Source organism: Xenorhabdus mauleonii (assembly GCF_900113945.1).
In the GTDB taxonomy this organism is placed as follows: Bacteria; Pseudomonadota; Gammaproteobacteria; order Enterobacterales; family Enterobacteriaceae; genus Xenorhabdus; species Xenorhabdus mauleonii.
In genome coordinates, this window is the sequence record NZ_FORG01000007.1 from 158,688 (window position 1) to 180,519 (window position 21,832).

Annotated in this window: 14 protein-coding genes; 3 read left to right on the forward strand and 11 right to left on the reverse strand. The window is 41.9% G+C overall.

Features of this window, described 5'->3' with window-relative positions:
- Nucleotides 1-20 precede the first annotated feature (20 nt).
- From BM100_RS09455 to mak, 8 genes are all read right to left on the reverse strand, one after another.
- Entirely contained in the window at nucleotides 21-1,658 is a 1,638-nt protein-coding gene (locus BM100_RS09455) for an ABC transporter substrate-binding protein (protein WP_092510251.1), read from the reverse strand.
- Nucleotides 1,659-1,762: 104 nt separating this feature from the next.
- On the reverse strand, nucleotides 1,763-3,397 hold the full coding sequence (locus tag BM100_RS09460; protein WP_092510253.1) for an ABC transporter substrate-binding protein: 1,635 nt from the start codon (nucleotides 3,395-3,397) through the stop codon (nucleotides 1,763-1,765).
- A gap of 128 nt (nucleotides 3,398-3,525) precedes the next feature.
- Nucleotides 3,526-5,160 carry an ABC transporter substrate-binding protein gene (locus BM100_RS09465; RefSeq protein WP_169924701.1) on the reverse strand — a complete coding sequence of 545 codons (1,635 nt, stop codon included), beginning with the start codon at nucleotides 5,158-5,160 and terminating at the stop codon, nucleotides 3,526-3,528.
- A gap of 446 nt (nucleotides 5,161-5,606) precedes the next feature.
- Entirely contained in the window at nucleotides 5,607-7,280 is a 1,674-nt protein-coding gene (locus tag BM100_RS09470; protein WP_092510257.1) for a bifunctional metallophosphatase/5'-nucleotidase, read from the reverse strand.
- Nucleotides 7,281-7,291: 11 nt separating this feature from the next.
- Nucleotides 7,292-8,083: a ribonuclease T2 family protein gene (locus BM100_RS09475; RefSeq protein ID WP_092510259.1), complete on the reverse strand. Its 792-nt coding sequence runs from the start codon at nucleotides 8,081-8,083 to the stop codon at nucleotides 7,292-7,294.
- Nucleotides 8,084-8,160: 77 nt separating this feature from the next.
- Complete coding sequence (locus BM100_RS09480; protein WP_092510261.1) at nucleotides 8,161-10,116, reverse strand: bifunctional 2',3'-cyclic-nucleotide 2'-phosphodiesterase/3'-nucleotidase; 1,956 nt, start codon at nucleotides 10,114-10,116, stop codon at nucleotides 8,161-8,163.
- Between the two features lie 90 nt (nucleotides 10,117-10,206).
- On the reverse strand, nucleotides 10,207-11,415 hold the full coding sequence (locus BM100_RS09485) for a porin (RefSeq protein WP_092510263.1): 1,209 nt from the start codon (nucleotides 11,413-11,415) through the stop codon (nucleotides 10,207-10,209).
- Between the two features lie 1,157 nt (nucleotides 11,416-12,572).
- Entirely contained in the window at nucleotides 12,573-13,481 is a 909-nt protein-coding gene (gene mak / locus BM100_RS09490) for a fructokinase (RefSeq protein ID WP_092510265.1), read from the reverse strand.
- A gap of 241 nt (nucleotides 13,482-13,722) precedes the next feature.
- Here mak and rdgC point away from each other — a divergent pair, with 241 nt between their 5' ends.
- Complete coding sequence (rdgC, locus tag BM100_RS09495; RefSeq protein ID WP_092510267.1) at nucleotides 13,723-14,634, forward strand: recombination-associated protein RdgC; 912 nt, start codon at nucleotides 13,723-13,725, stop codon at nucleotides 14,632-14,634.
- 106 nt (nucleotides 14,635-14,740) lie between these two features.
- Here rdgC and BM100_RS09500 read toward each other — a convergent pair whose 3' ends face one another.
- On the reverse strand, nucleotides 14,741-15,889 hold the full coding sequence (locus BM100_RS09500; protein ID WP_092510269.1) for a porin: 1,149 nt from the start codon (nucleotides 15,887-15,889) through the stop codon (nucleotides 14,741-14,743).
- Nucleotides 15,890-16,466: 577 nt separating this feature from the next.
- On the opposite strand from BM100_RS09500, the gene BM100_RS09505 reads away from it, so the two are divergent.
- The gene (locus tag BM100_RS09505; protein WP_092510271.1) at nucleotides 16,467-17,105 is read left to right on the forward strand and encodes a TetR/AcrR family transcriptional regulator; all 639 of its coding nucleotides are present in this window, start codon (nucleotides 16,467-16,469) and stop codon (nucleotides 17,103-17,105) included.
- Nucleotides 17,106-17,261: 156 nt separating this feature from the next.
- A complete protein-coding gene (locus BM100_RS09510; protein ID WP_092510273.1) occupies nucleotides 17,262-19,646 on the forward strand; it encodes a beta-N-acetylhexosaminidase in 2,385 nt (794 codons plus the stop codon).
- A 133-nt stretch (nucleotides 19,647-19,779) separates the two neighbouring features.
- Here BM100_RS09510 and BM100_RS09515 read toward each other — a convergent pair whose 3' ends face one another.
- Together BM100_RS09515 and BM100_RS09520 are read right to left on the reverse strand one after the other, a co-directional pair.
- Nucleotides 19,780-20,412, reverse strand: a complete 633-nt coding sequence (locus tag BM100_RS09515; protein WP_092510275.1) for a DUF6058 family natural product biosynthesis protein — start codon at nucleotides 20,410-20,412, stop codon at nucleotides 19,780-19,782.
- Between the two features lie 366 nt (nucleotides 20,413-20,778).
- Nucleotides 20,779-21,831, reverse strand: a complete 1,053-nt coding sequence (locus tag BM100_RS09520; protein WP_092510277.1) for an alpha-xenorhabdolysin family binary toxin subunit B — start codon at nucleotides 21,829-21,831, stop codon at nucleotides 20,779-20,781.
- Nucleotide 21,832: the final 1 nt, after the last annotated feature.

Here is a 21,832-nt window from a genome sequence, read left to right on the forward strand (position 1 = left end):
TATTAAAGATATAGTTATATTCAGTGTTTAATGACATACAGATCTTTTGTGAAAATATATCCTCTTGGGTCGACATAAAACCCACCAATATAAGGTTTGACCATTTTGGCATTAACATAAGAATAAATAGGAATAATTGGTGCATCGTGAGTCACGATATCCAATGCTTGTTGGTAAGTGGATTTATTATTGGTTTTCTCTGCTTCCGCTACCAACTCATCAAATTTTTTATTTGAATAAAGGGATGAATTTTGCGTATGGCCTGTCGTGAAAATATTGAAAAACGTCTTCGGGCTATTATAGTCTGCAATCCAGCCATATCTGGCCACTTCAAAATTTCCTTGATATTTATTATCCAACAAGACTTTCCACTCTTGATTTTGCAACGTGGCATCAACATCCAAATTCTTTTTCCACATGGAACTGATTGCAATAGCCAGTTTTTTATGGGATTCCATCGTGTTATACAACAAATTAAATTTAAGCGGATTATTTTGATTAAACCCTGCTTCATTTAACAATTCTTTGGCTTTTGCAATACGCTGTTCTTGTGTCCAAGAAGCATATTCCGGTTCTTGAAAAGAAAAGCCACCAATAGTAGGTGGAAGCAGGATATAAGCAGCTTTTTGGCCTTGCCCTAACACCTTATCGGCAATCACATCCCGATCAATGGCTAAATTCAGTGCCTGCCTAACCCTGACATCATTAAATGGCGGTTTTTGCGTGTTAATTTCATAATAATAAGTGGAGAGTTTAGGAGAAATATTAACTTGGTCTGGGTATTTTTTCTTTAATGCTGCAAAAGAATCCAAGGGAATGGTCAATGTAATATCAATTTCACCTGCCAGATAACGGTTTAAATCTGCCTTATCAGATACTAATGCCAGGTAAGTGACTTTATTAATGACGGTATTTTTATCATCCCAATACTGTGGATTTCTAACACCGACCACTCTCTCATTCACCACCCATTCAGATAATTTAAATGCCCCACTGCTAACAAAGTGTTCCGGTCTTATCCATTTATCGCCATATTTTTTTACGGTTTTTTCACTTACCGGCACCGTACTGGGATGCGTTAACATTAGCAAAAAGTCCCCGACAGGCTTATCTAATTTTACTTCCAGCGTAAAATCATCCAGCGCCTTCACCCCAAGCTCTTCCAGTTTTTTCTTACCTTGCAATACATCACTGGCATTAACCACTGACGCATTCTCAAGGTAATTTCCATAAGGTGCGCCGGTTGCCGGGTCGATTAAACGCCGCCAGCTAAATACCACGTCATGGGCAGTCAGCGGCGAACCATCAGACCATTTCGCGTCTTTTCTTAAATGAAAAATCCAGTTTTGGTTGTCACTGGTTTCCCAGCGGGTTGCCAGCCTTGGCTTGATTTCACTTTTTTGATCGAGATAGACCAGACCATCAAAGAAATCACTGATAATATTAAGCTCAGTATCACTTTCAACTTTATGTACATCCAAAGAAGCCGGCTCTGAGCCATTATTTCTTACAATTTCTTGTTTTGCAGACAGTTGTGTTCCTTCTGGCACAACTGCTGCATAGGATAATGAAACATTTCCCCACATTAACGCAATGACACAAGATAATAATTTTATTTTTTTATCACTGATCATTTTATTACTTATTGTTTTCCGCATATTTCATTACCCCATAATTATGTTTATTTCTATTTATCTTAATTGCGCTCTCATTAAATTAACCCATCAAGTCATCAGAGCCTGATAAAACAGGCTCTGTTTTTTTAGTGCTTAATAATATAGAGATCTTTTGTAGATATATAATCCATTGGGCTTACATAAAACCCACCGACATACGGTTTAACTATACGATTAATGACATAATAATACATAGGAACTACCGGCATATCATTATTGAAAATATCCATCGCTTTTTGGTAATAAGCCGTGTCATTGGTTTCACCCGCTTTAATCACCATCTGATCAAAATCACGATTGGCATATTGCGGTATATTCTGACTGCTGCTGATCAGGAAAGTGTCCAGAAAAGACATTGGACTATTGTAGTCTGCCGTCCAAGCGTACCTGACTACTTCAAATTTGCCCTGATGCATATTATCCAGCAGTACCTTCCACTCTTGATTCTGTAAGTTAGCCTGAACACCGAGGTTTTGTTTCCACATGGACGTGACCGCAATAGCCAGCTTTTTATGCATTTCTTTCGTGTTGTAAAGCAAGTCAAATTTAAGCGGATTTTTCGCATTATATCCCGCTTCATTCAGTAGCTCTTTGGCTTTTTGTACTCGCTGTGCCTGTGTCCATGAGGCAAATTCTGGCTGGTTTAATGTTATCCCGCCGATATTGGGAGGAAGGATGTCGTAAGCAGGCAGTTGCCCCATGCCCAACACTTTATTTGCAATCACGTCTCTGTCTATGGCAAGGCTCAATGCCTTCCTGACTCTGACATCATTAAATGGCGGCTTTTGGGTATTGAAGGCGTAATAGTAGGTACTTAACATCGGATCGATATGAACCTGACTGCCCAACGATTTCTTCAATGATGCAAAGGAATCCAGAGGAATGGAATGAGTAATATCGATTTCCCCTGCGAGGTAGCGGTTTAAATCTGATTTTTCCGAGATGATAGAAAGGTAAGTGACTTTATTGAGTACAGTATTGGCATTATCCCAATAGTGAGTATTCCTCACACCTATCACATATTCATTCACTCGCCATTCGGACAATTTGAATGCGCCACTGCCTACAAAAGTACTTGGATGCGTCCACTTATCGCCGTATTTCCGCACAACCTTTTCACTGATTGGCACTAAATTCGGGTGGGTTAACATCTGCAAGAAATAGGCAACGGGTTTATCGAGTCTGACTTCTAATGTGGAATCATTCAGTGCCTTAACACCCAGTTCTTCCGCTTTCTTTTTGCCTGCCACAATGTCGTTTGCATTGACGACATGGGCAGTAGCAAGGTAACTGCCATAAGGTGACCCCATTTCCGGATCAAGCAGGCGTCGCCAACTGAATACCACATCATGGGCCGTAATCGGTGTGCCATCAGACCATTTAGCGCCTTTTCTTATATGGAATACCCAGGTTTGGTTATCACTGGTTTCCCAACGTTCCGCCAGGCGGGGAACAATTTTACCTTTATTATCGGTGTAAACCAGGCCATCAAAAAAATCATGGATAATGTTCAGCTCAACGTTACTTTCTACTTTATGGACATCCAAAGAAGCCGGAAAAGACCCGTTGTTACGCACAAGCTCTTGTTTTTCAGCCAATTGAGTGCCCGGCGGAACAACGGCAGCATAAGAGGGGGCAATATTTGTTAGTAGTATTCCCAACGAGCAAGTGAGAATTTGGGTGAGTTTGTTTTTAAACAAACCCGCCATCGTTTTATTCATGCTTTAAATCTCCATTATTTACTGTTTTTATTATTACATTACGCGACCATATTTATTAAATTTACTAGTTTAATTAGCTTAATTAAGTAATAAGAGCCTAATGTCACCAGCTCTTATTATTGATTGGCTTAATGTTTTATAACGTAAAGATCTTTTGTCCGGATAATTCCCTTCGAATCAATATTCACCCCTTTCACATAAGGTTTAATTAATTTCACCCGAACATAGTAATAAACCGGAATGGCAGGCATATCCTGATTGAGAATATCAATGGCCCGTTGATAATCAGCAGGGTCGTTAGTTTCATCTGCTTTTAACGCCCATTTATCAAATTCCTTATTTTGATATCTCATATGGTTATTGGTATTTCCTGACATAAAGATATCAAGAAAGCTGGTCGCATTATTATAATCTGCACTCCATGCGTATCTCGTTATCTCGAAGTTGCCTTGAGCCATACTGTCAGTCTGTGTTTTAGTTTCCTGATTTTGTAAGGTCACTTTCACACCCAGATTTTTCCGCCATATCGAACTGGCAGCAATGGCAATCTTTTTATGGGTATCTGCTGTGTTATACAGCAGGGTAAGCTTAAGCGGGTTCTTTTCATTAAAGCCGGCCTCATTCAGCAGCGCTTCCGCTTTTGCAGTACGTTGTTCTTGTGTCCAAGACGCATAGTCAGGATGTTTTAAATAAATCCCACCAATGCCGGGAGTCACCACATCATAAGCTGGCTTTTGGCCATTGCCCAATACCTTGTCAGTAATAATGTTTCTGTCTACGGCTAATGCAAGCGCTTGCCTGACCCGAACATCATCAAACGGCGGCTTTTCAAAATTGAACAAGTAATAATAAACGGTGGTTACAGGTCTAATATGGAGCTGGTCGCCATATTTTTCTTTAATCAGCGGCAGAAACTCTGGAGGCCCTCCATTGGATATATCAATCTCTCCGGTCAGATAACGGTTGAAATCCGCTTTATAATCCGACAAGGGCAAATAAGTGACTTTATTAATGACGGTATTTTTGTCATCCCAATAATGAGGGTTTCTGACGCCGACAATTTTTTCATTCACAACCCATTCAGAGAGTTTGAAAGGGCCATTACTGACAAAATGCTGGGGCTGCGTCCATTTAATCCCGTATTTTTTAATTACTTTTTCATTGATCGGAGACATGGCCGCATGCGCCATCATTTGCAGAAAACCCGCTTTGGGTCTTTCCAGTGTAATTTCTACCGTTGCATCATCCAGTGCTCTTACGCCCAGCTCTTCCGGCTTTTTCTTGCCTGACAGAACTTCATCTGCATTAATAATCTTAGCTTGGCTCAAATAACTGCCATAAGGCGAAATAGTGTCAGGTGTGACCAACCGACGGAAAGAAAAGACCACATCATGAGCCGTAACAGGTGTACCGTCAGACCATTTAGCCTCTTTTCTTAAATGGAAAATCCATGTTTTACCTTCTTTATTTTCCCAACTCTCGGCTAATGCCGGGATAATATTCTCGTCTTTATCTATATCAACCAAGCGTTCAAAAAAGTCCTGCAAAATATCAAATTCTGAGCTGCCGTCAGATTTCTGAGGATCTAAGGAGCCGGGTTCGGAAAAGTTATTGCGGGTGATTTCTTGTTTATCAGCTAATTGAACATTGGGTGGAACCACTGCGGCATAAGATAATGTCATATTTCCCAGTATCAAACTGATAGAACAGGTTAATATTTTGGTAGTTTTATTTTTTATTATCCCGACCAACATTTTTTTCATGTAAGTTATCTCCATAACTGTTTTTATTATTAAAAATAATTACATATCTCACTATCACCATATAATTGTCATTGATGCAAATACTACTATTACGAGTAATCCCTTTTATTAAATTTAATTCATCTAGCAATTGAATAAATTTAATTATTCAATAATTCATGGAACTATTAAATAATAAGTGCAACGCATCTAATTAGCGTTGCACTTAATTCTCTATACACTTCGTCTTTCAAGCTGCTCTTTGTTGGCTGCGCTCGGTCATCCCGATCACCGTTTTTATAAACATACGGTTATCTATGCTCCGGTGAATGCCCCCTTGCCGCCGCGATGCAACTTGAAATCCATTGTGTATATATTCAGCAAATCGAGGTAAAACGCCTGTTACAGTATCTTTGATCTATTTGTTTTAGCTACCGTAGACTACGTTATCTTTTACCAAGGTCACATTATTTTGATCCGAGATCAATAATTCTGTCTTGCTCCGGGTAGCGAATCGGCGATTTTTCCTTGAAGTATTTCACCACTGCATCTACATCCGGCACGCTATATACCGGATCCGTTCCCTCTTTAAATACCGAGAAGTTACTGCCTCCTGTTGCCAGATATTCATTGGCCGCCACGCGATATTTCGCGCTCATCTCTACAGGCTTCCCGTTGATTTTCATTGAACCGGCAATAACGCGGTTACCCGCAGGTTTGGTACTGTCCCATGAATACTGGAAGCTGTGCGACACCTGCAAGACTTGCGGACGAGTACGATCCCATTGCTGTTCCAGCAACTGTTTGATCTGTTCTCCGGTCAAGGTTTTGGTAACCATTATGTTGGAAAAGGGCTGAACCGTGTAAATCGCGTTATAGGTAACATTTCCTGCATCCATCGGCGCACGGATCCCACCGCTGTTGACAAACGCAATCTGGGCTTCGCCATCTGCTTTAGCTGTTGTTGCATATAAATGAGCATCTGCGATCACTTTACCCAGTGCGGATTCTCCACCTGCATTGGTTTCTTTGGTCAGATTGCTTTCCAGTTTGCCGATCACGCGATTTGCCAGCGGAGTCGCGATTTTTTCGTAGGATGAGAGCAATTCAGTGATTTTAGGATCTTTGGCGTATTTACGGTTATCAACCCAGATATTTTTGGCTTTGAAGCCCACCACATCTTTTGTCGTTTTATCCAGTTTGAGATCCAACTGAGTCAGCAACGCGCCATTAGATTGGGCGGAAGTCACGGATTTGCCATTAATCACGCAGTTATAAGCCTGATGGGTATGACCGCTGATAACAAAATCCACTTCTTTATCGAGATGATTGACGACATCCAATACCTTGCCCGTCACGTCATTACAGGCGTTGACGTCAATTTTTCCGCCATCACGTTTTTGTGCCGCGCCTTCGTGGATCAAAACGCCTATCGCTTTTACGCCCTTTTTCTGCAATTCCGGCACCAATGCATTGATGGTTTTAACTTCGTTGGAGAAAGTCAGCCCGGCAGTGCCTTGAGGCGTAACAATGGCGGGAGTGCCTTCCAACGTCAATCCGATAAAAGCAACCGGAACCCCATCAAACTCTTTGATGACATATTCAGGGAAAAGTGTTTTACCCGTTTGATTCACCGTGACGTTGGCGGACAGATATTGGAAGTCAGCCCCCTTGAACGGTTTTGGCCCCTGACAGCCCGTCACCGGATGACAGCCGCCATTTTGCTTACGCAATAGCTCATCTTTGCCTTTATCAAACTCATGATTACCAACAGATGATGCATCCAATCCAGCCAGAGACAATGCTTCAATACTTGGCTCATCATGGAACATGGAAGAAAGCAGCGGGCTGGCACCGATGAGATCCCCTGCGGCCACAACGATGTTGTTTGGGTTCTCTTGTTTCAACTCCTTAATCAGAGTCGACATGTATTCAATGCCGCCCGGCTGGTTAGGGCCGGGAGCCTTCAACGCGCCATGAAAATCATTCAATCCCAGCACACGGACTTCCACCACATTTGCTGGATCAAATGCAGTTGTCGAATCAGATGCAGGTTTGGTGGCACATCCTGCCAATAATGCTGCGCCAATCGCAATCGAAATGACTTTATATTTACTCAGAACGTTATTTTTATAATTCATTTTGTTATCTCTCAGTGCTCGGGTTTCGGACAATCAATAACTTCAAAATTCTTGCTATAGCAGATATAGAATTCGTCACGGCTAATCTGAATATGTTTATCTTTCAATGCAGGGTTATGCTTTTTGAGGAATTGAAGCAGCTTCTTATTCGATGGCCTGTCTTCCGGCAACACTAACCGGCTGAAAAGTTCCTGCTGTTTGCTGAAAAAATTTTCGGCAGTATTGAAGGCACAAGCACCGTGTTTTTCCCACTCTGCTTGCAGTAAATCTATGCCGGGAGACGTGCACAGGTAAGGTTTGATGATCTGGTAATTTAACGCAGGCAAGTCGCCTTTGCACAAGCGAGGGTGTTTACGAATTTCTGACCAGTCGCGGCACTCTTGCATGGATTTTCCATCACAGGTTTCCGCCCACAGTCCATGCAAGATCCAACTAAATTTATTGTCGGAAAAACATTGGAAGGCGAATTTGTCATGTTCGCGTTGGGCTTGTTCTCCGTGCCCCTCATCCTCAAGGCGTTTTATCTCTTTCTTTTTGTGGGCGCAAAATGCAGGTGAATAGTTGATTGCCAGCTTGAAGTAATCGGTCGATGCCTTGTCATTCTGGCCGAAAAGATCCGTTTTAGCATCGTAATCGTAATTCGCAGCCGGATGCTCCGGCACATCACAAGAACCGCTTTGCACCAACTTGGCATGTTCCCGCGAAGTGACGTTGGTTTCCGGGGGAGAAGCGCATCCCACCGCCATGAATGCCGGAACAAAAAGTAATAATTTTAGGAAATGCCTGAGTTTTAAGAAATGCATAAAATAAATCCATTATCAGTTCAATCAGTTGCCTGCCCCATAAGGACAGGCATTAAATTAATACGGAGGATTAAGGTTTATTTTTTCTCTGCCAGGTCTACCTGATAGATAGCAAAACCGATGTCATCATTCTTCAAGTACTTCACAGGATATTGAGCGTGTTCTTTAATAAATTTCGCCGCTTTTTCTGATGGCGAAGTTTCGAAACGAATATCCAGCTTTTTGTCTGTCTTGATTGGCAGGAATGACCAATTGTTTGCAGCCTGAGTTGATACGACGCCTTTTTCTTTAGTCACTCTGGAAATATAAGAAGCCAGAATGGTGCGGTTTTCATCCGGTGAAGCGAATGCGATGTGATCTTCACCCGTTCCTGCGAATTTCCCGCCGTAACCACGGTAGTTATTAGTCGCGATCAAGAAAGTGGCTTTTGGATCAATCGGTTTGCCCTGATAGGCCACGTCTTTGATGCGGTTGGCATCTTTATGGACAAGCTGGCAATCGGTGTCATATTTTGCCGGCTGGGTAAGATCTACCTTATAGTTAACCCCGCTGATAGTGTCGAAATTATAGGTGCGGAAACCATCCCAGTTCAGCAACTCCTGTGGTTTAGTGGAGTTGGGATCGATCTGGTTAAACATGCCCGCAGAACATTCCAGCCATTCAACAACATCAGCCCCTGTAGCTTTCACGACAACCAGCGTGTTCGGGTAGAGATACAGATCCGCCGCGTTACGGAAAGTCAGATCGCCTTTTTCGACTTCCACAAAATCAGCTGGTGCGTTTTTGCGCCCACCCGCTTTGAAAGGCGCTGCCGCAGCCAGAACCGGGATCCCTTCCAGATTTGGATCACCCTGAATAAAGCGTTTGGTGTAATCGGCCTGCGCATCATTGACGATTTGGACGGTTGGATCACTTTGGATCAACGCCAGATAGCTGTACATGTTGGCAGAGGCTTTACCGATAAATTTGCCGACGAAATCGCGGGTTCCCTGATGATCTTTTTCGATAATGTTCGCCAGCTTGCTGTCACGCTCAACCAAGGCCTTTTTATGGGCTTTATCGTAAATAGGACGGGCTTCTGCCTTGGCTGATTCGACTTTCCATGTACCGCTGTCGTTGTTGATGACCATATCAACCACGCCCAGATGATCGCCCCATTGCCCCGGCATCACGGCAGGAACGCCATTGACTGTACCATTGGCAACATCAACGCCTTTTACATCAGCATACTCTTTGCTTGGGAATACCCCATGCGCATGACCAAACATGATGGCATTAATGCCCGGGACTTCGCTCAGATAGTAAACGGAGTTTTCTGCCATCGCCTTATAAGGCTCTTGGGAAAAACCAGAATGCGGAATGGCAATAATCAGGTCTGCGCCCTCTTTTTTCATCTGAGGAACGAATTTTTTGGCGGTTTCGGTAATGTCATTAACGACCACTTTGCCATCCAGATTTGCTTTGTCCCAGATGCTGATTTGTGGCGGAACAAAACCGATATAGCCAATCTTGATGGTGTGTTCTTTACCATCCCGATCTTTTACTGGGGTATCAACGATAATATAAGGTGTGAAGTAGTTCTTGCCCGTTTTGGCATCCATGATATTGGCATTGATATAAGGGAATTTAGCTCCTGCAATGGCTTTTTTCAGGTATTCCAGCCCAAAGTTGAATTCATGGTTGCCAAAGTTACCTACCGTGTAACCCATCGTATTCATCAATTGGTGGGCTGGGTGAACATCCCCTTTTTTCAGCCCCTTCGCTGCCATATAATCCGCCAGCGGACTGCCTTGGATCAGGTCGCCATTATCAACCAGAATTGCGTTGGTTGCTTCGTCCTTCGCTGCCTTAATCAAATTAGCAGTACGAACCAAGCCAAACTGTTCAGTGGATTTATCTTTAAAGTAATCAAAATCAATCAGATTGCTGTGAATATCTGATGTCTCCATTACCCGCAAATCAACTGTCGCCGCATTCACATTGAATGCCACCAACATCGCCAATGTCGATACTTTCAATACATTCTTCATCATGCTATCCCCTTTTACGCCTTATACTTTTCGTTTTCCAAGTTACCGCCTGATTGGCGGCAGCTTGAAATCCAGTGGGTATTTATATTTTGCTTAAAAAGTCAAACGTGCTCCTGTTCCCAGAATGGACTGTTTTTTGTCTTTGTACGCTGGGTTGTCACTGCGGGCATCATCATATGCCGTTTCAACAAACAGGAGCAGTGTATTGTACTTGGAAACTGCAAAACGTTTATCTAAACCAACCGTATAAGTTTGTTTTCTATAGTTGAATGTATTGGCATCACCGTCACGCAGGTAATATCCCGCATACATGCCACTTCCTTTCTGATCCCAATGCCATTTCATGCCTAAACCGTATAAATTGGCTTTCCAGTCACCTTTGACAGATTTGCTTTGCAGCTTCTCACCACTCTCTTCGTTGTACGCTAAACTCGAATTATTAGAGCGTGCCATGCCATAATCCACACCAACGGAGAATTCACGGCCCGGGAAGTAATATTCCACCCCAACAGCCAGCAAGCTATCTTGTGGTGAATTCAGCCCTGCATCTCGGACGCTCTTTTCTTTGCTGTCTTCGCGTACCGTTTCTGTTTTGAGCTGTTTTCTGCTCTCCCCTGTTGCCTGCGAATAACCGGCACTGGCAGACAGGCCAAAGTCAGATTTATAGAAACCAACGATTGAGTATGCGTGACGGATGTCACCATGAGTGCGTTCTTTATCATCACCGGATTTGCCGCTGTAAGTTGCAGCAAGGTGGAAACCGTTATAACTATGGGTTTGTACAAAGATGGTTTGTGGCAAGCGGGTCAAAAAGTTATTTTTACCCACTCCTTTGCCGTCATAGCCTGTCGAGCGGTTCAGTACATCACCGAAATAAAAGACGCCGGTGTTGCCATAGCCGTAGCTGGATTTTTTCACCCAATCGATGGGAATATAAGTGCGGCCTACCCGCATTTCACCAATGCCATCATAAGAAGCGCCGATATAACCGACACGGTTATACATTTCAAAGTTCGTTCTGTCATTTTCGCTATTGGACTTTTGTGTATCAGATCCCCACTCCATTTTGCCGAAAACTTTCATGTCCGGGGTCAATTTATAACTCGCGCCGACGCCAATACGGCTGCCGTCATCTTTAATTCGGATATCCTTATCTTCACTGGTGACGGTTGTTTTCATACGAAATTGCCCCGTCAGATCCACCTTGGCGCCATTATCGTTGTACACGGTTACTGCATTTGCAGTGCCGGACATGACCAATAATCCAATTAAAACAGCCAACGGCTTCATATTTTTCACCATAATAAATGCACCATCAAATATTAAATTTAAAAATTTGATTTTCTTTCAGGCAAAAAAATCTCTCTATCACAGAATTCGCTGCAATATATTGAGGGCAATAAATACCCATCACGATTTTTGCCAAAAGAAAATCGTTCACAAAAATGACAAATTTAGAATGCTATTTAAAATTATCTTTTTTCTATTACCGCTTCCCGTTGAGAGTTTTATCAACACCAATAAGGTGTAAAAATCAAAATGAGGTGTGACAATATTCTGTTTTATTTTTAGACCAAGGGGATGCCGGAAGAATTAGGCTAAATTCCTCTATTCTTCTGCATTTAGTTCATTGCATTTACTAATAATAACCTAAAATAACTTTATTTTTCGTGAAGAAATGCACATTAACAGAAATAAGTAGACGATTCATTACAATACTACGTGATAAATATCACAAAAACTCGTTCCGAGTGGTTTTTAGGTTACATACACATTTAGCGAAAAACGCAAAATATATTATTTATTGCACGATTAAAAATACATTCATTGAGAATATTTATTTCACCTCCTTCTTTTATTTATTTAATGGAATCTCTTTTTTTCACCTGAAAAATAAATAAATTTAAAGTTAGCTGCGATATTTTAATCATTAATAAATAAACATCACTCTTGATTGGGGAAAATAAACTCAATATAAATATCACGAATGAGTTAATTTATTGTTTCTATTATTACGCGTAACATGAATGTGAAATTAAAGGATAAAATTGTAAATTTAACTTAAGTCAATAATTCATAAATATGAAAATCGATTGTTGATAGAGAGAAATGGAAATTCTGCCCAAATTATCTGCAGTTATAACAAGTTATAGCGGCCGGTTTTTATCATGATTATTCATATTTCAAGTTGTGACCTTACTGATGACTTAACGCACCGCGTCAACGGTTCTATACCTATCGCCTTCCAAATGGCCGCTTCATTGGCTATGTTTTGAAATCCAATGGATATCTATACGCAATGGATTTCAAATTGCATCGCGGCGGCAAGAGAGAGCATCCCCGGGAGCATAGCTAACTATGTGACCGGGGTGAGCGAACCAGCCAACAAAGAGGCAGTTTGAAAGACGAAGCGTATATTGCACACAACTTGAAATTTATCGGATAAAAATGATTCTTGTTTATTGCTGTGGCCACAACCACGCAGCGCCACGCACACCGCTGGAATCACCATGTACAGCTTTTCTGATAGGAGTGGCACACTCACCGCCAAAAACCCATTCATTAACTAAATCCGGCAATGTGTGGTAAAGACGATCAACATTACTCATCCCACCGCCCAGAACAATCACATCCGGATCGAGTAGATTAATTACCTGTGCCAAAGCCCTTGCCAGACGTCTTTCATAGCGGCGCATAGCCAATTCTGCGAATTCCTCTCCTTGATTCAAGGCCTCCACAATTTCATGACCTTTTTTACGCTCCCCGCTTAAACGGAAATAATCTGTCATGAAGCCGGTTCCTGAGACAAAGATTTCCGTGCATCCCGGTTTACCGCAATAACAAGGGACTTCAGCCTGATATTGCCTGTCTTCTTCATCCATCCACGGCAACGGGTTATGCCCAAATTCCCCAGCCAACCCATTTCCTCCTGAATGAACCCTGCCATTAAAGGCAATGCCGGAACCACAACCAGTCCCAATAATGACAGCAAATACCATCGGCCGCCCGGCACCGGCGCCATCGGTAGCTTCAGACACAGCCAGGCAATTGGCATCATTGGCGATCCGGACTTCGCGCCCCAGTAACGCCGCAATATCTTTATCCAATACTTGGCCATTTATCCAAACAGAATTCGCATTTTTCACTTTTCCATTAAAAGGTGAAATCGCGCCGGGTATTCCGATACCCACCGTGCCTTGTTGCCCTGTTGCCAGCTCTGCATCGGTAATCAACCCAACAATGGCAGCCAATGTCTGCTGATAGTCATTACGGGGAGTATCTATCCGTTTACGAAATAACTCTTCACCCAGATCGCCCAATGCAATCACTTCAATCTTAGTTCCGCCGAGATCAACACCTATGCGCATAACTTACCTTTTTTATTTTGTTTTTTTACAGTCAGGAGAATAATTTTTTATTTTATGAAAATGGCAAAGTTATTATACCCAATGAATTTCAAGTTGCATCGCGGCGGCAAGGTAACTTGAAAGATGAAGGAGATAGATGAAACGGATTAAGTTCTAGGGCTTCGTCACATCATTCGTTATCATGCGTCCTTATGTTTTAATATGACCTTTGTCACCGTGCGCAACAATATGGGGTAACTGCATGTTATGGTTCAAAAATTTAATGATTTACCGTTTAAACCGAGAAATATCTCTTTCTGCGGATGAACTGGAAAAACAATTAAGCCCATTGGCATTCACCCCGTGTGGCAGTCAAGATATGATGAAAACTGGCTGGGTTTCTCCGATGGGTTCTCACAGCGACGCGCTGACCCATGCGTCAGGCAACCAAATTCTGATCTGTGCGCGCAAAGAAGAAAAAATGCTGCCTTCACCTGTAATTAAGCAAGAATTACAGGCCAAAATAGCCCGTCTGGAAGGTGAACAACATCGCAAACTGAAAAAAACAGAAAAAGATTCACTGAAAGATGAAGTGATACATACTCTGTTGCCAAGGGCATTTAGCCGTTTCAGTCAAACTTATATCTGGATCGATACCGTCAATAGTCTGATCATTGTCGATGCCGCCAGTGCAAAACGGGCTGAAGATAATTTGGCTCTGCTAAGGAAAACGTTGGGATCATTACCCGTCGTTCCTGTCGCATTCACCGATCCGATTGAGCTGACTTTAACCGAGTGGGTACGTTCCGGTAACTTGCCTGCGGGTTATGATCTGATGGACGAAGCTGAGCTGAAAGCCATTCTGGAAGGAGGCGGGGTTATCCGCTGTAAGAAACAGGAACTGGTGTCAGACGAAATTGCGGCACATATTGAATCAGGCAAGTATGTCACCAAACTGGCGCTGGATTGGGAAGAGCGCATCCAGTTTATGCTGTCAGATGATGGCGCTTTCAAGCGCATCAAATTCAGTGAAACGCTGCGTGAGCAAAACGATGATATTGATCGTGAAGATTTCGCTCAACGATTCGATGCCGACTTCACCTTAATGACCGGTGAGTTAAGTGCATTAATCAAAAACACTATTGAAGCGCTGGGCGGCGAAGCAGAAAAGTAATAAAGAACCGAATAGAACTGCCTACAATGGTGATATGCATTGAGGCAGTTCAACGAAATAACACTTGCCGTTTTTCAGTTACCTGATAATAGCATCGCTATCTCAATTAAAAGCGGTAAATTAAACCAACCCCGAATACATCATCAACATCCAACTTGGTCTTTTTGGTGAAATCATTATCTTTCAGCAAGTTGAATTGGTATTCAGCATAAGTGCCCATATTTTTATTGAAATCATAGAAAGCACCCACTGAAACATACTTCACTAAATCTTCAGAACCCTTGGTTGTCAGTATGCTCTTATCAGCTAAGTCCTTACCCAGATCTTTACCTTTGGAGTAAACAAAACCAATGGATGGACGCAGGCCAAAATCAAACTGATATTGCGCAGTCAGCTCAAGGTTTTGAGTCTTGTTGGCAAACATGGTGTGATTGTTCACAGAGCTGCCGAATCGGGTTAAGTTATGAGCTTCACCATACATGGCTGCCAGATAAACGTTATTTTTGTCATACTTGGCAGTCACAAGCCATGCTTCCGCTTTATTCCCTTTGGCAAGTACGTTAACACCTTTTGCACCTGTTTTTTGTGCTGCGGTGCGGTTAGAGTTCCCGTATGACGCACCGATATTGAAACCATTGCCGAAATCATAGGTACTGGAAAGACCGAAACCATCTCCGTTTTGTCTTGCAACATCATCACGGCTATTTCTGGTGCCGTTGTCATTTTTTGCTTGGTACTGCAAGGCAAAATTCAGGCCATTCACCAAACCAAAAAAGTCAGTATTGCGGTATGTCAACAACCCTGTCGAACGACCCATCATGAAGTTATCGGTTGCCGCCATAGAATCGCCGCCAAAGATTGGCAATGCATCTGTCCATGCGTTGCCATCATAAACCACGCCCATGTTACGGCCATAATCCAGTGAACCATAGTCACCAAATTTAAAACCGGCGAACGCATAGCGAGTTCGGGTATTTTTACCGCTGTCTATCTCAATTCCATTTGCCCCCATGTTGAACTCCCAGCGACCATAACCGATCAGTTTGTCCGTAACTTGGGTTGAACCTTTAATACCTATACGACCAACAGAAGCATCACCCGCATTTGACTTAGATTTAGAGAACGTTCTTTGGACATCTGCTTTTCCATATAAATCAATTTTATTACCATCTTTATTATAAACTTCAGCAGCATTTGCTGCCCCAGCAATTAAAAGTACCGGAAGTGCCATTGCTATTGCGTTGTGCTTTATCATTATCATGATCCTCATGAGTTTTGTTATTTTTCGCCACCGCCAAAAGACGCAGATCCCAAAAAGATTTCTGGGATAAATAATCAGGTGAGCGGAGTGATTTTTTACATGAACTCGTTACTAAAATGTTAAATTTGTAACAAGCAATGAGGATACTAAGATTTAAACAGACCTTTTGCTAACAAAAATTGACAAAAAATTGTCTAAAAGTGCCATCCTGTGATGGAAATCACACCCTAGGTATAAATCTAATAATCAAATAGTATTAAATATCACAATAATTTATTTAAAACGGTAAGTAATGTATTTAAAGCAACAAGTTATAATTATCAAAAATATAGAATAAATACCCGTGACATTATAATTAAAGGTAATACATTAACTTTCATTTATATTTTTGCCACTATCAATAATGGATAGAGTTATAATAAATTATCGATATCATTGACAAGAACCTTTTAATTTTGTATTTGGTGAAACGAGATTTATTTCTTTCATTTGAGTTTAAGTCAGTAATTTCTCTTTCTTAATGGAATAAGGCCACTGCGGTACAAATTTTAACAACTCATAAGGTGCTAAAATGGCAGAAAATCATTCACGTCCACGGGGCCGCCCCACAATTCCAGAGCAAGAAATACGTCAGAAAATTCACGAGGTCACTCTTTTACTTCTTATTAATCAAGGGTATAACAAAACCACTATGGATGTGGTTGCCAAGAGAGCCGGTATTGCCAAAAAAACACTTTACCGGTTTGTCAAAAACCGGGAAGACCTGATTGAACAAGTTGTTATGCGCTGGACAGATAGCGTTGTTCCCGTGATGGGAAAAGCAGCCAATAATTTTCGACAAGTTATAAAATCATTGAAATTATATTTGGCTGAAATAGCTGGCCGGACATTATCCTCTGATGCTGTAGGCTTATTTAAATTATTACAGTCTGATTTTCCATGTCGTACAACATTACTGGAAAAATATCAGAAAAGTAATATTGAGAGCAGCCAAAAGACGTTGGCTAATTGGCTCGAACAACAATATCAACAAGGGTTGCTGAAAAAAATGGATTTTCACATTTTAAGTAACCTTTTGATATCAATGGTTGTTGCTGAACCACTCCGGCAAATGGCACTGGGTCTTCTTCCCCCGCTGCCAGAAACGGATATCACACCCCGTATTGCCGCTGCACTGACATTGCTTGAACACGGGATTATAGAAAAATAAAAATAACAGGAAGTCATGGCGCAGTAATAACATATAGAAAACCGTGTTATTTTCTGACTAGTTTATTTTATAAAATAATATAATCACCGCAGAACGATAAACTGGCGCTGAGGAAATTAAAGTTTCAGCGCCTTCTCTAATAATGAGAACGACAACATGAAATATTCCTTCCCGTCCCTATTATTCATGGCTGCCTTAAGTTGCAGTTTTTCATCAATCGCCATTTCTACCGAGCATCTGCTGTTGATGCCATGGCCGCAACAAGTCTCAGTGCAGCAAGGTCGTCTTTATTATCTGGATAGAAAGGTAAATATTACCGTCACGGGAGATAATATGCAGGATGCAATATCCCATTGGCGAACGCGCATTGAAGCTCAGACAGGCTGGATATTGCCTCCACCTGATTCTGATATGCAAACTATCAAGGTAAGTATCGCAAAAAAAGTTTCCCCTATTCCCCAGCCTGGCAGTGATGAAAGTTATCAATTGGTTATTGAACCCCGCGGCGTCACCCTTAAAGCCGCCACACGCTTTGGCGCAATGCGTGGCATGGAAACAGTGCTGCAATTGCTGCAAAACGATGCGAAAGGAACTTACCTGCCGTTGGTGAATATTACTGATAGCCCCCGGTTCTCATGGCGTGGTGTCATGCTTGATTCAGCGCGCCACTTTCTGCCCATTGAGGCAATAAAACGCCAATTGGATGGCATGGCCGCTGCTAAAATGAATGTTTTCCATTGGCACTTAACTGATGACCAAGGCTGGCGCTTCGCGTCAGAGAATTACCCTAAACTGCAACAACTCGCCAGCGATGGTCTGTTTTACACTAAAGCCCAAATGCAGGATATCGTTGCTTACGCCAGCAACTTAGGCATCCGTGTTGTACCTGAGATAGATTTACCCGGCCATGCTTCTGCCATTGCTGTTGCCTACCCTGAACTGATAAGCGAACGCAAAAATTATCAGATGGAGCGTCAATGGGGGGTTCACAAACCAACATTAGATCCCAGTAAACCTAAAGTTCATCAGTTCGCCGATACCTTAATTGGCGAAGTCGCCGCAATTTTCCCCGATCCCTATATTCACATTGGCGGTGACGAAGTCGATGCATCGCAATGGCAGGCTTCCTCGAAAATAAGCAAGTTTATGCAGGAAAAAGGCTTAAAAGATCCGCATTCCCTGCATGCCTGGTTCAATCAGGAGTTGGAAAAAATCCTTGAAAAGCACGGGCGGAAAATGGTGGGCTGGGATGAGATTTATCATCCTTCATTGCCTAATTCCATCGTCATTCAATCATGGCAAGGCCAAGATTCGCTGGGCAAAAGCGCGGATAAAGGCTACCAAGGCATTTTATCTACCGGGTTTTACCTCGATCAGCCCCAAAGCACGGCCTATCACTACCGCAATGAAATATTGCCGCAACACTTTGATGTGGATAATAACGTGAAAGCCGGTGAAACGTCACAAAGCTGGTCATTTAACATGCCGCGCCTGAAAGGCAGCCCTGTGACCGGCAGCTTTACGTTGATCCGCGATAATCAAGATAACTGGCGTGGTTTTATTGATTTCACGGGCAAGTCACGCCGCGCTGTCGATAAGATAGTCTGGCACGGAAATACGGTTAAATTTACGGTAGACAGTTGGATGGGCGAAACCACACCTGTTGTGAATCTTAATCAAAAGCAGAAAACCGCAGACGGTTATATTTTATTGGGTAATGTGCGCTATCCCATTTCCGGAGAAAAACTGGCCGTCTCCCCCGTTGGCGAATCACCTGTCGTACCTGCTTCCCGCCAACAACAAAATATTTTAGGTGCTGAAGCGGCTTTATGGTCGGAAAACGTCACGGCTGAAGTACTGGATATTAAGCTCTGGCCCCGCACCTTTGCCATCGCTGAACGGCTTTGGTCTGCCAAGGATGTCACGAATGAAAAACGCATGTATCAACGCTTGCAGGCAATGGATACATGGACGACGGTGTCCGTCGGTTTGCAACAACACGCCAGCAGCCAGCGGCTGATGACCCGTCTGGCAAACAGTACAAATATCGAACCACTGCAAATCTTGGCAGAAGCGGTAGAACCCGCTCACTATTATTCCCGCCATCATGCCAAATTCAAGGCCGGCAATTACCATCAATATGAACCTCTGTACCGTTTTGCTGATGCCCTGGGGCCAGAAAGCCAGGTTGTCAGGGAGATGGATATATGGGTGACTCAATTCTTAAAAAATAAACAGGATTGGCAGGCAGAGCAGGCGTTGCGCGATAGGTTGATTCGTTGGCGGGATAACCACAATGCCGTCATGAAAATAGTCAGAGCGAACTACATGATGAGTGATCTTGTCCCTGTCGCGAATGACGTGGGAGAGATTGCTGAGTTGGGCTTGCTCATGTTAGATCATCTGAAATCGGGAAAAACGTTTTCTCCACAACAACGGCAGGATGCACAAAAATTACTGTCACAGGGCGCGCAAATGCGTGATGAAGTGGTAATACGGGCAGTATATCCGTTGGAAAGAATGCTCAAAGAGCTGAATTAATGGGTTTTACTGATCGCTATCATGCAATGAACCTGCTTTTGATATGTTCATTTCAGCCATCCATTCAGTCATAAAAAATCATCCAGAGTATGACATTCTTTAACAGTCATACTCTGGTTACCTATAAAAATTTTCAGATTAGATATTTAGAACGCACCAATTCTATACATCTTTTGCGTGAACTACGTTCTCTTTCGTGGGGAGCAAACATTGAACTAACTTCGTCGAGGAGATTGACTGATGTTATCAAGGTATTCATATCTGATTCAGGAATAGACTTTCTTAGTTGTTTTTCCGTTATTCTATCTATAACCCTAATGGCCACCCCTTTGACCGCGATTTGTTCCGGTGAATTATCTTTTGTACAAACCCCATACGTGCCATCCAGAAAATGATTCCACGCTTCTTCCATCACCTGACTATAGTCAGTTTCATTATCATAGATACCTAACTGTTGTAGTTCTTTTATTTTATTTTCATATCTGTAAAAAAATAGATTTTTCAACTTATTATGATCGTAACTGTATTCCCTCACTAAATTAACCCAATCACACAGCCCTTTGGCATACCATTTATTACTTTTATTTATATTATGCTCACCAAAAAATGAAATAACCGAATATATGTTCTCTGTTATATAAGAGGGTAATGGGAATATTTTATTTTTTTGCCAGATAACCAACTCATCAAGAGAGCATGCGTTACCCGATAAAAAGTCTTGTTCTAAAATAAAATTATCACTCAAATAGGCATCAATAATATTCATTGCTCAGTTTCTCTTTGTTAATAATATTTTTTATTCATCAATGATTATAGACTGTTGAGCGAGAAATATTCATCCATCTGGTATATCCTCAACATCAGAGCAATATATTCTTGCTGAAAAACATTTTCTAATCCTGCACGCAATTTTGTGATTCAGCAGCCAGCTACGCTGACAGAATCACTCATTATGTGAATGCGATTAAACACAAAAAGGCCGGATAAAATTTCCGGCCTTTTGCTATATAATTTATATAAATTGGTTATTTTTATCTATACCCTATTAACTCCAAGTTTCAGGAAGCAACGTATTATCATCCCGCGTCGCAGGATGATAATACATGCACCTTGAAGTACGACGCGTATATGACTATTTCAAATCAAGATATTGAGTAACCAAATCATCCAAAAAGGTTAATTGGCCGTTTATCAGGTTGCCCAATTCGCTCTGATTGATTTCACTGCCTGATAATTTATGCAGTTGTTCGGAAAACAGACTCCATGCCTGATGCACTTTATTCACTTCTAAAAGAAGAATATTGCGCTCTGAATCTATTTTCATCACATTGTTCAAGTCAGATAAACGTTGCGTCACTGCCTGCAGTTTGGTTTTCAGCGCATCCGTCTCTTTGATTACTTGCTCAATTTGGTCAGTCAGTTTTGTTCTGGTGTCAGCTAAATCGATATATTTCAATCCCTCTGAAACTTTGCCCAATATCTTTCTGACTATTTCTACACCTTGTTTGATGGCCTGTTTAATCGCTTCTTTTTTAGGATCAGAGAGATCTAATTTATCAATATCACTGGCACTAGGGATAAAATCTTTAAACATATCCGCAATGTTGTTTGCACGAATAACGTCTTGGCTTTCGATGATTTTATCTCGATCAGCATTTAATTTATCTCTTTGTTCACCTTTCTGTTTGATATCAGCCTGAAGCTCTGTTTCTTGCGCTTCTGTTTGTTCTATCAGATCATGCAGGCGTTCAGCCAATACAATATTACGGACATAGCTCATTTTCTCAGCCAGCTGACCGGATTTCCCGCTGAAGCTTACAATCACACGGTCGATATCTTTCGATAATTTCTGGATCAGTTGTTCACGCTCTTGCAACAAGCTATTGCGGTCATCTTCACTCAAGGAAGGATCTTTCATGGCTTCATCAATTTGCATAATCGTCTGAAAAATTTCCCCGCCAGTCAGTTGCTTTAATTCCGCTGACAATTGCGTTACAGATTCATGCATGGATTGAGTGAGATCGCGGCTATTAAGTTCAAGGCGTTTAGTTTTTTCGTTGATTGGCCCCAAATCCGTTTTTTGCATGGCAGATAAAGACCAAATATTTTTTACAGCAAGCTCTAACGCTTTTATATTGACTTGAGGGTACATATTTTCTTTTTGAGAGTTCATAACTTCAGACATT

Coding starts and splice junctions, on each gene's coding strand:
- BM100_RS09475 (WP_092510259.1), bottom strand. CDS start 8,083: ATGCATTTCTTAAAACTCAGGCATTTCCTAAAATTATTACTTTTTGTT.
- BM100_RS09465 (WP_169924701.1), bottom strand. CDS start 5,160: ATGAAAAAAATGTTGGTCGGGATAATAAAAAATAAAACTACCAAAATA.
- BM100_RS09515 (WP_092510275.1), bottom strand. CDS start 20,412: ATGAATATTATTGATGCCTATTTGAGTGATAATTTTATTTTAGAACAA.
- BM100_RS09460 (WP_092510253.1), bottom strand. CDS start 3,397: ATGAATAAAACGATGGCGGGTTTGTTTAAAAACAAACTCACCCAAATT.
- BM100_RS09500 (WP_092510269.1), bottom strand. CDS start 15,889: ATGATAAAGCACAACGCAATAGCAATGGCACTTCCGGTACTTTTAATT.
- mak (WP_092510265.1), bottom strand. CDS start 13,481: ATGCGCATAGGTGTTGATCTCGGCGGAACTAAGATTGAAGTGATTGCA.
- BM100_RS09470 (WP_092510257.1), bottom strand. CDS start 7,280: ATGAATTATAAAAATAACGTTCTGAGTAAATATAAAGTCATTTCGATT.
- BM100_RS09505 (WP_092510271.1), top strand. CDS start 16,467: ATGGCAGAAAATCATTCACGTCCACGGGGCCGCCCCACAATTCCAGAG.
- BM100_RS09520 (WP_092510277.1), bottom strand. CDS start 21,831: ATGTCTGAAGTTATGAACTCTCAAAAAGAAAATATGTACCCTCAAGTC.
- BM100_RS09485 (WP_092510263.1), bottom strand. CDS start 11,415: ATGGTGAAAAATATGAAGCCGTTGGCTGTTTTAATTGGATTATTGGTC.
- BM100_RS09510 (WP_092510273.1), top strand. CDS start 17,262: ATGAAATATTCCTTCCCGTCCCTATTATTCATGGCTGCCTTAAGTTGC.
- BM100_RS09455 (WP_092510251.1), bottom strand. CDS start 1,658: ATGCGGAAAACAATAAGTAATAAAATGATCAGTGATAAAAAAATAAAA.
- rdgC (WP_092510267.1), top strand. CDS start 13,723: ATGTTATGGTTCAAAAATTTAATGATTTACCGTTTAAACCGAGAAATA.
- BM100_RS09480 (WP_092510261.1), bottom strand. CDS start 10,116: ATGATGAAGAATGTATTGAAAGTATCGACATTGGCGATGTTGGTGGCA.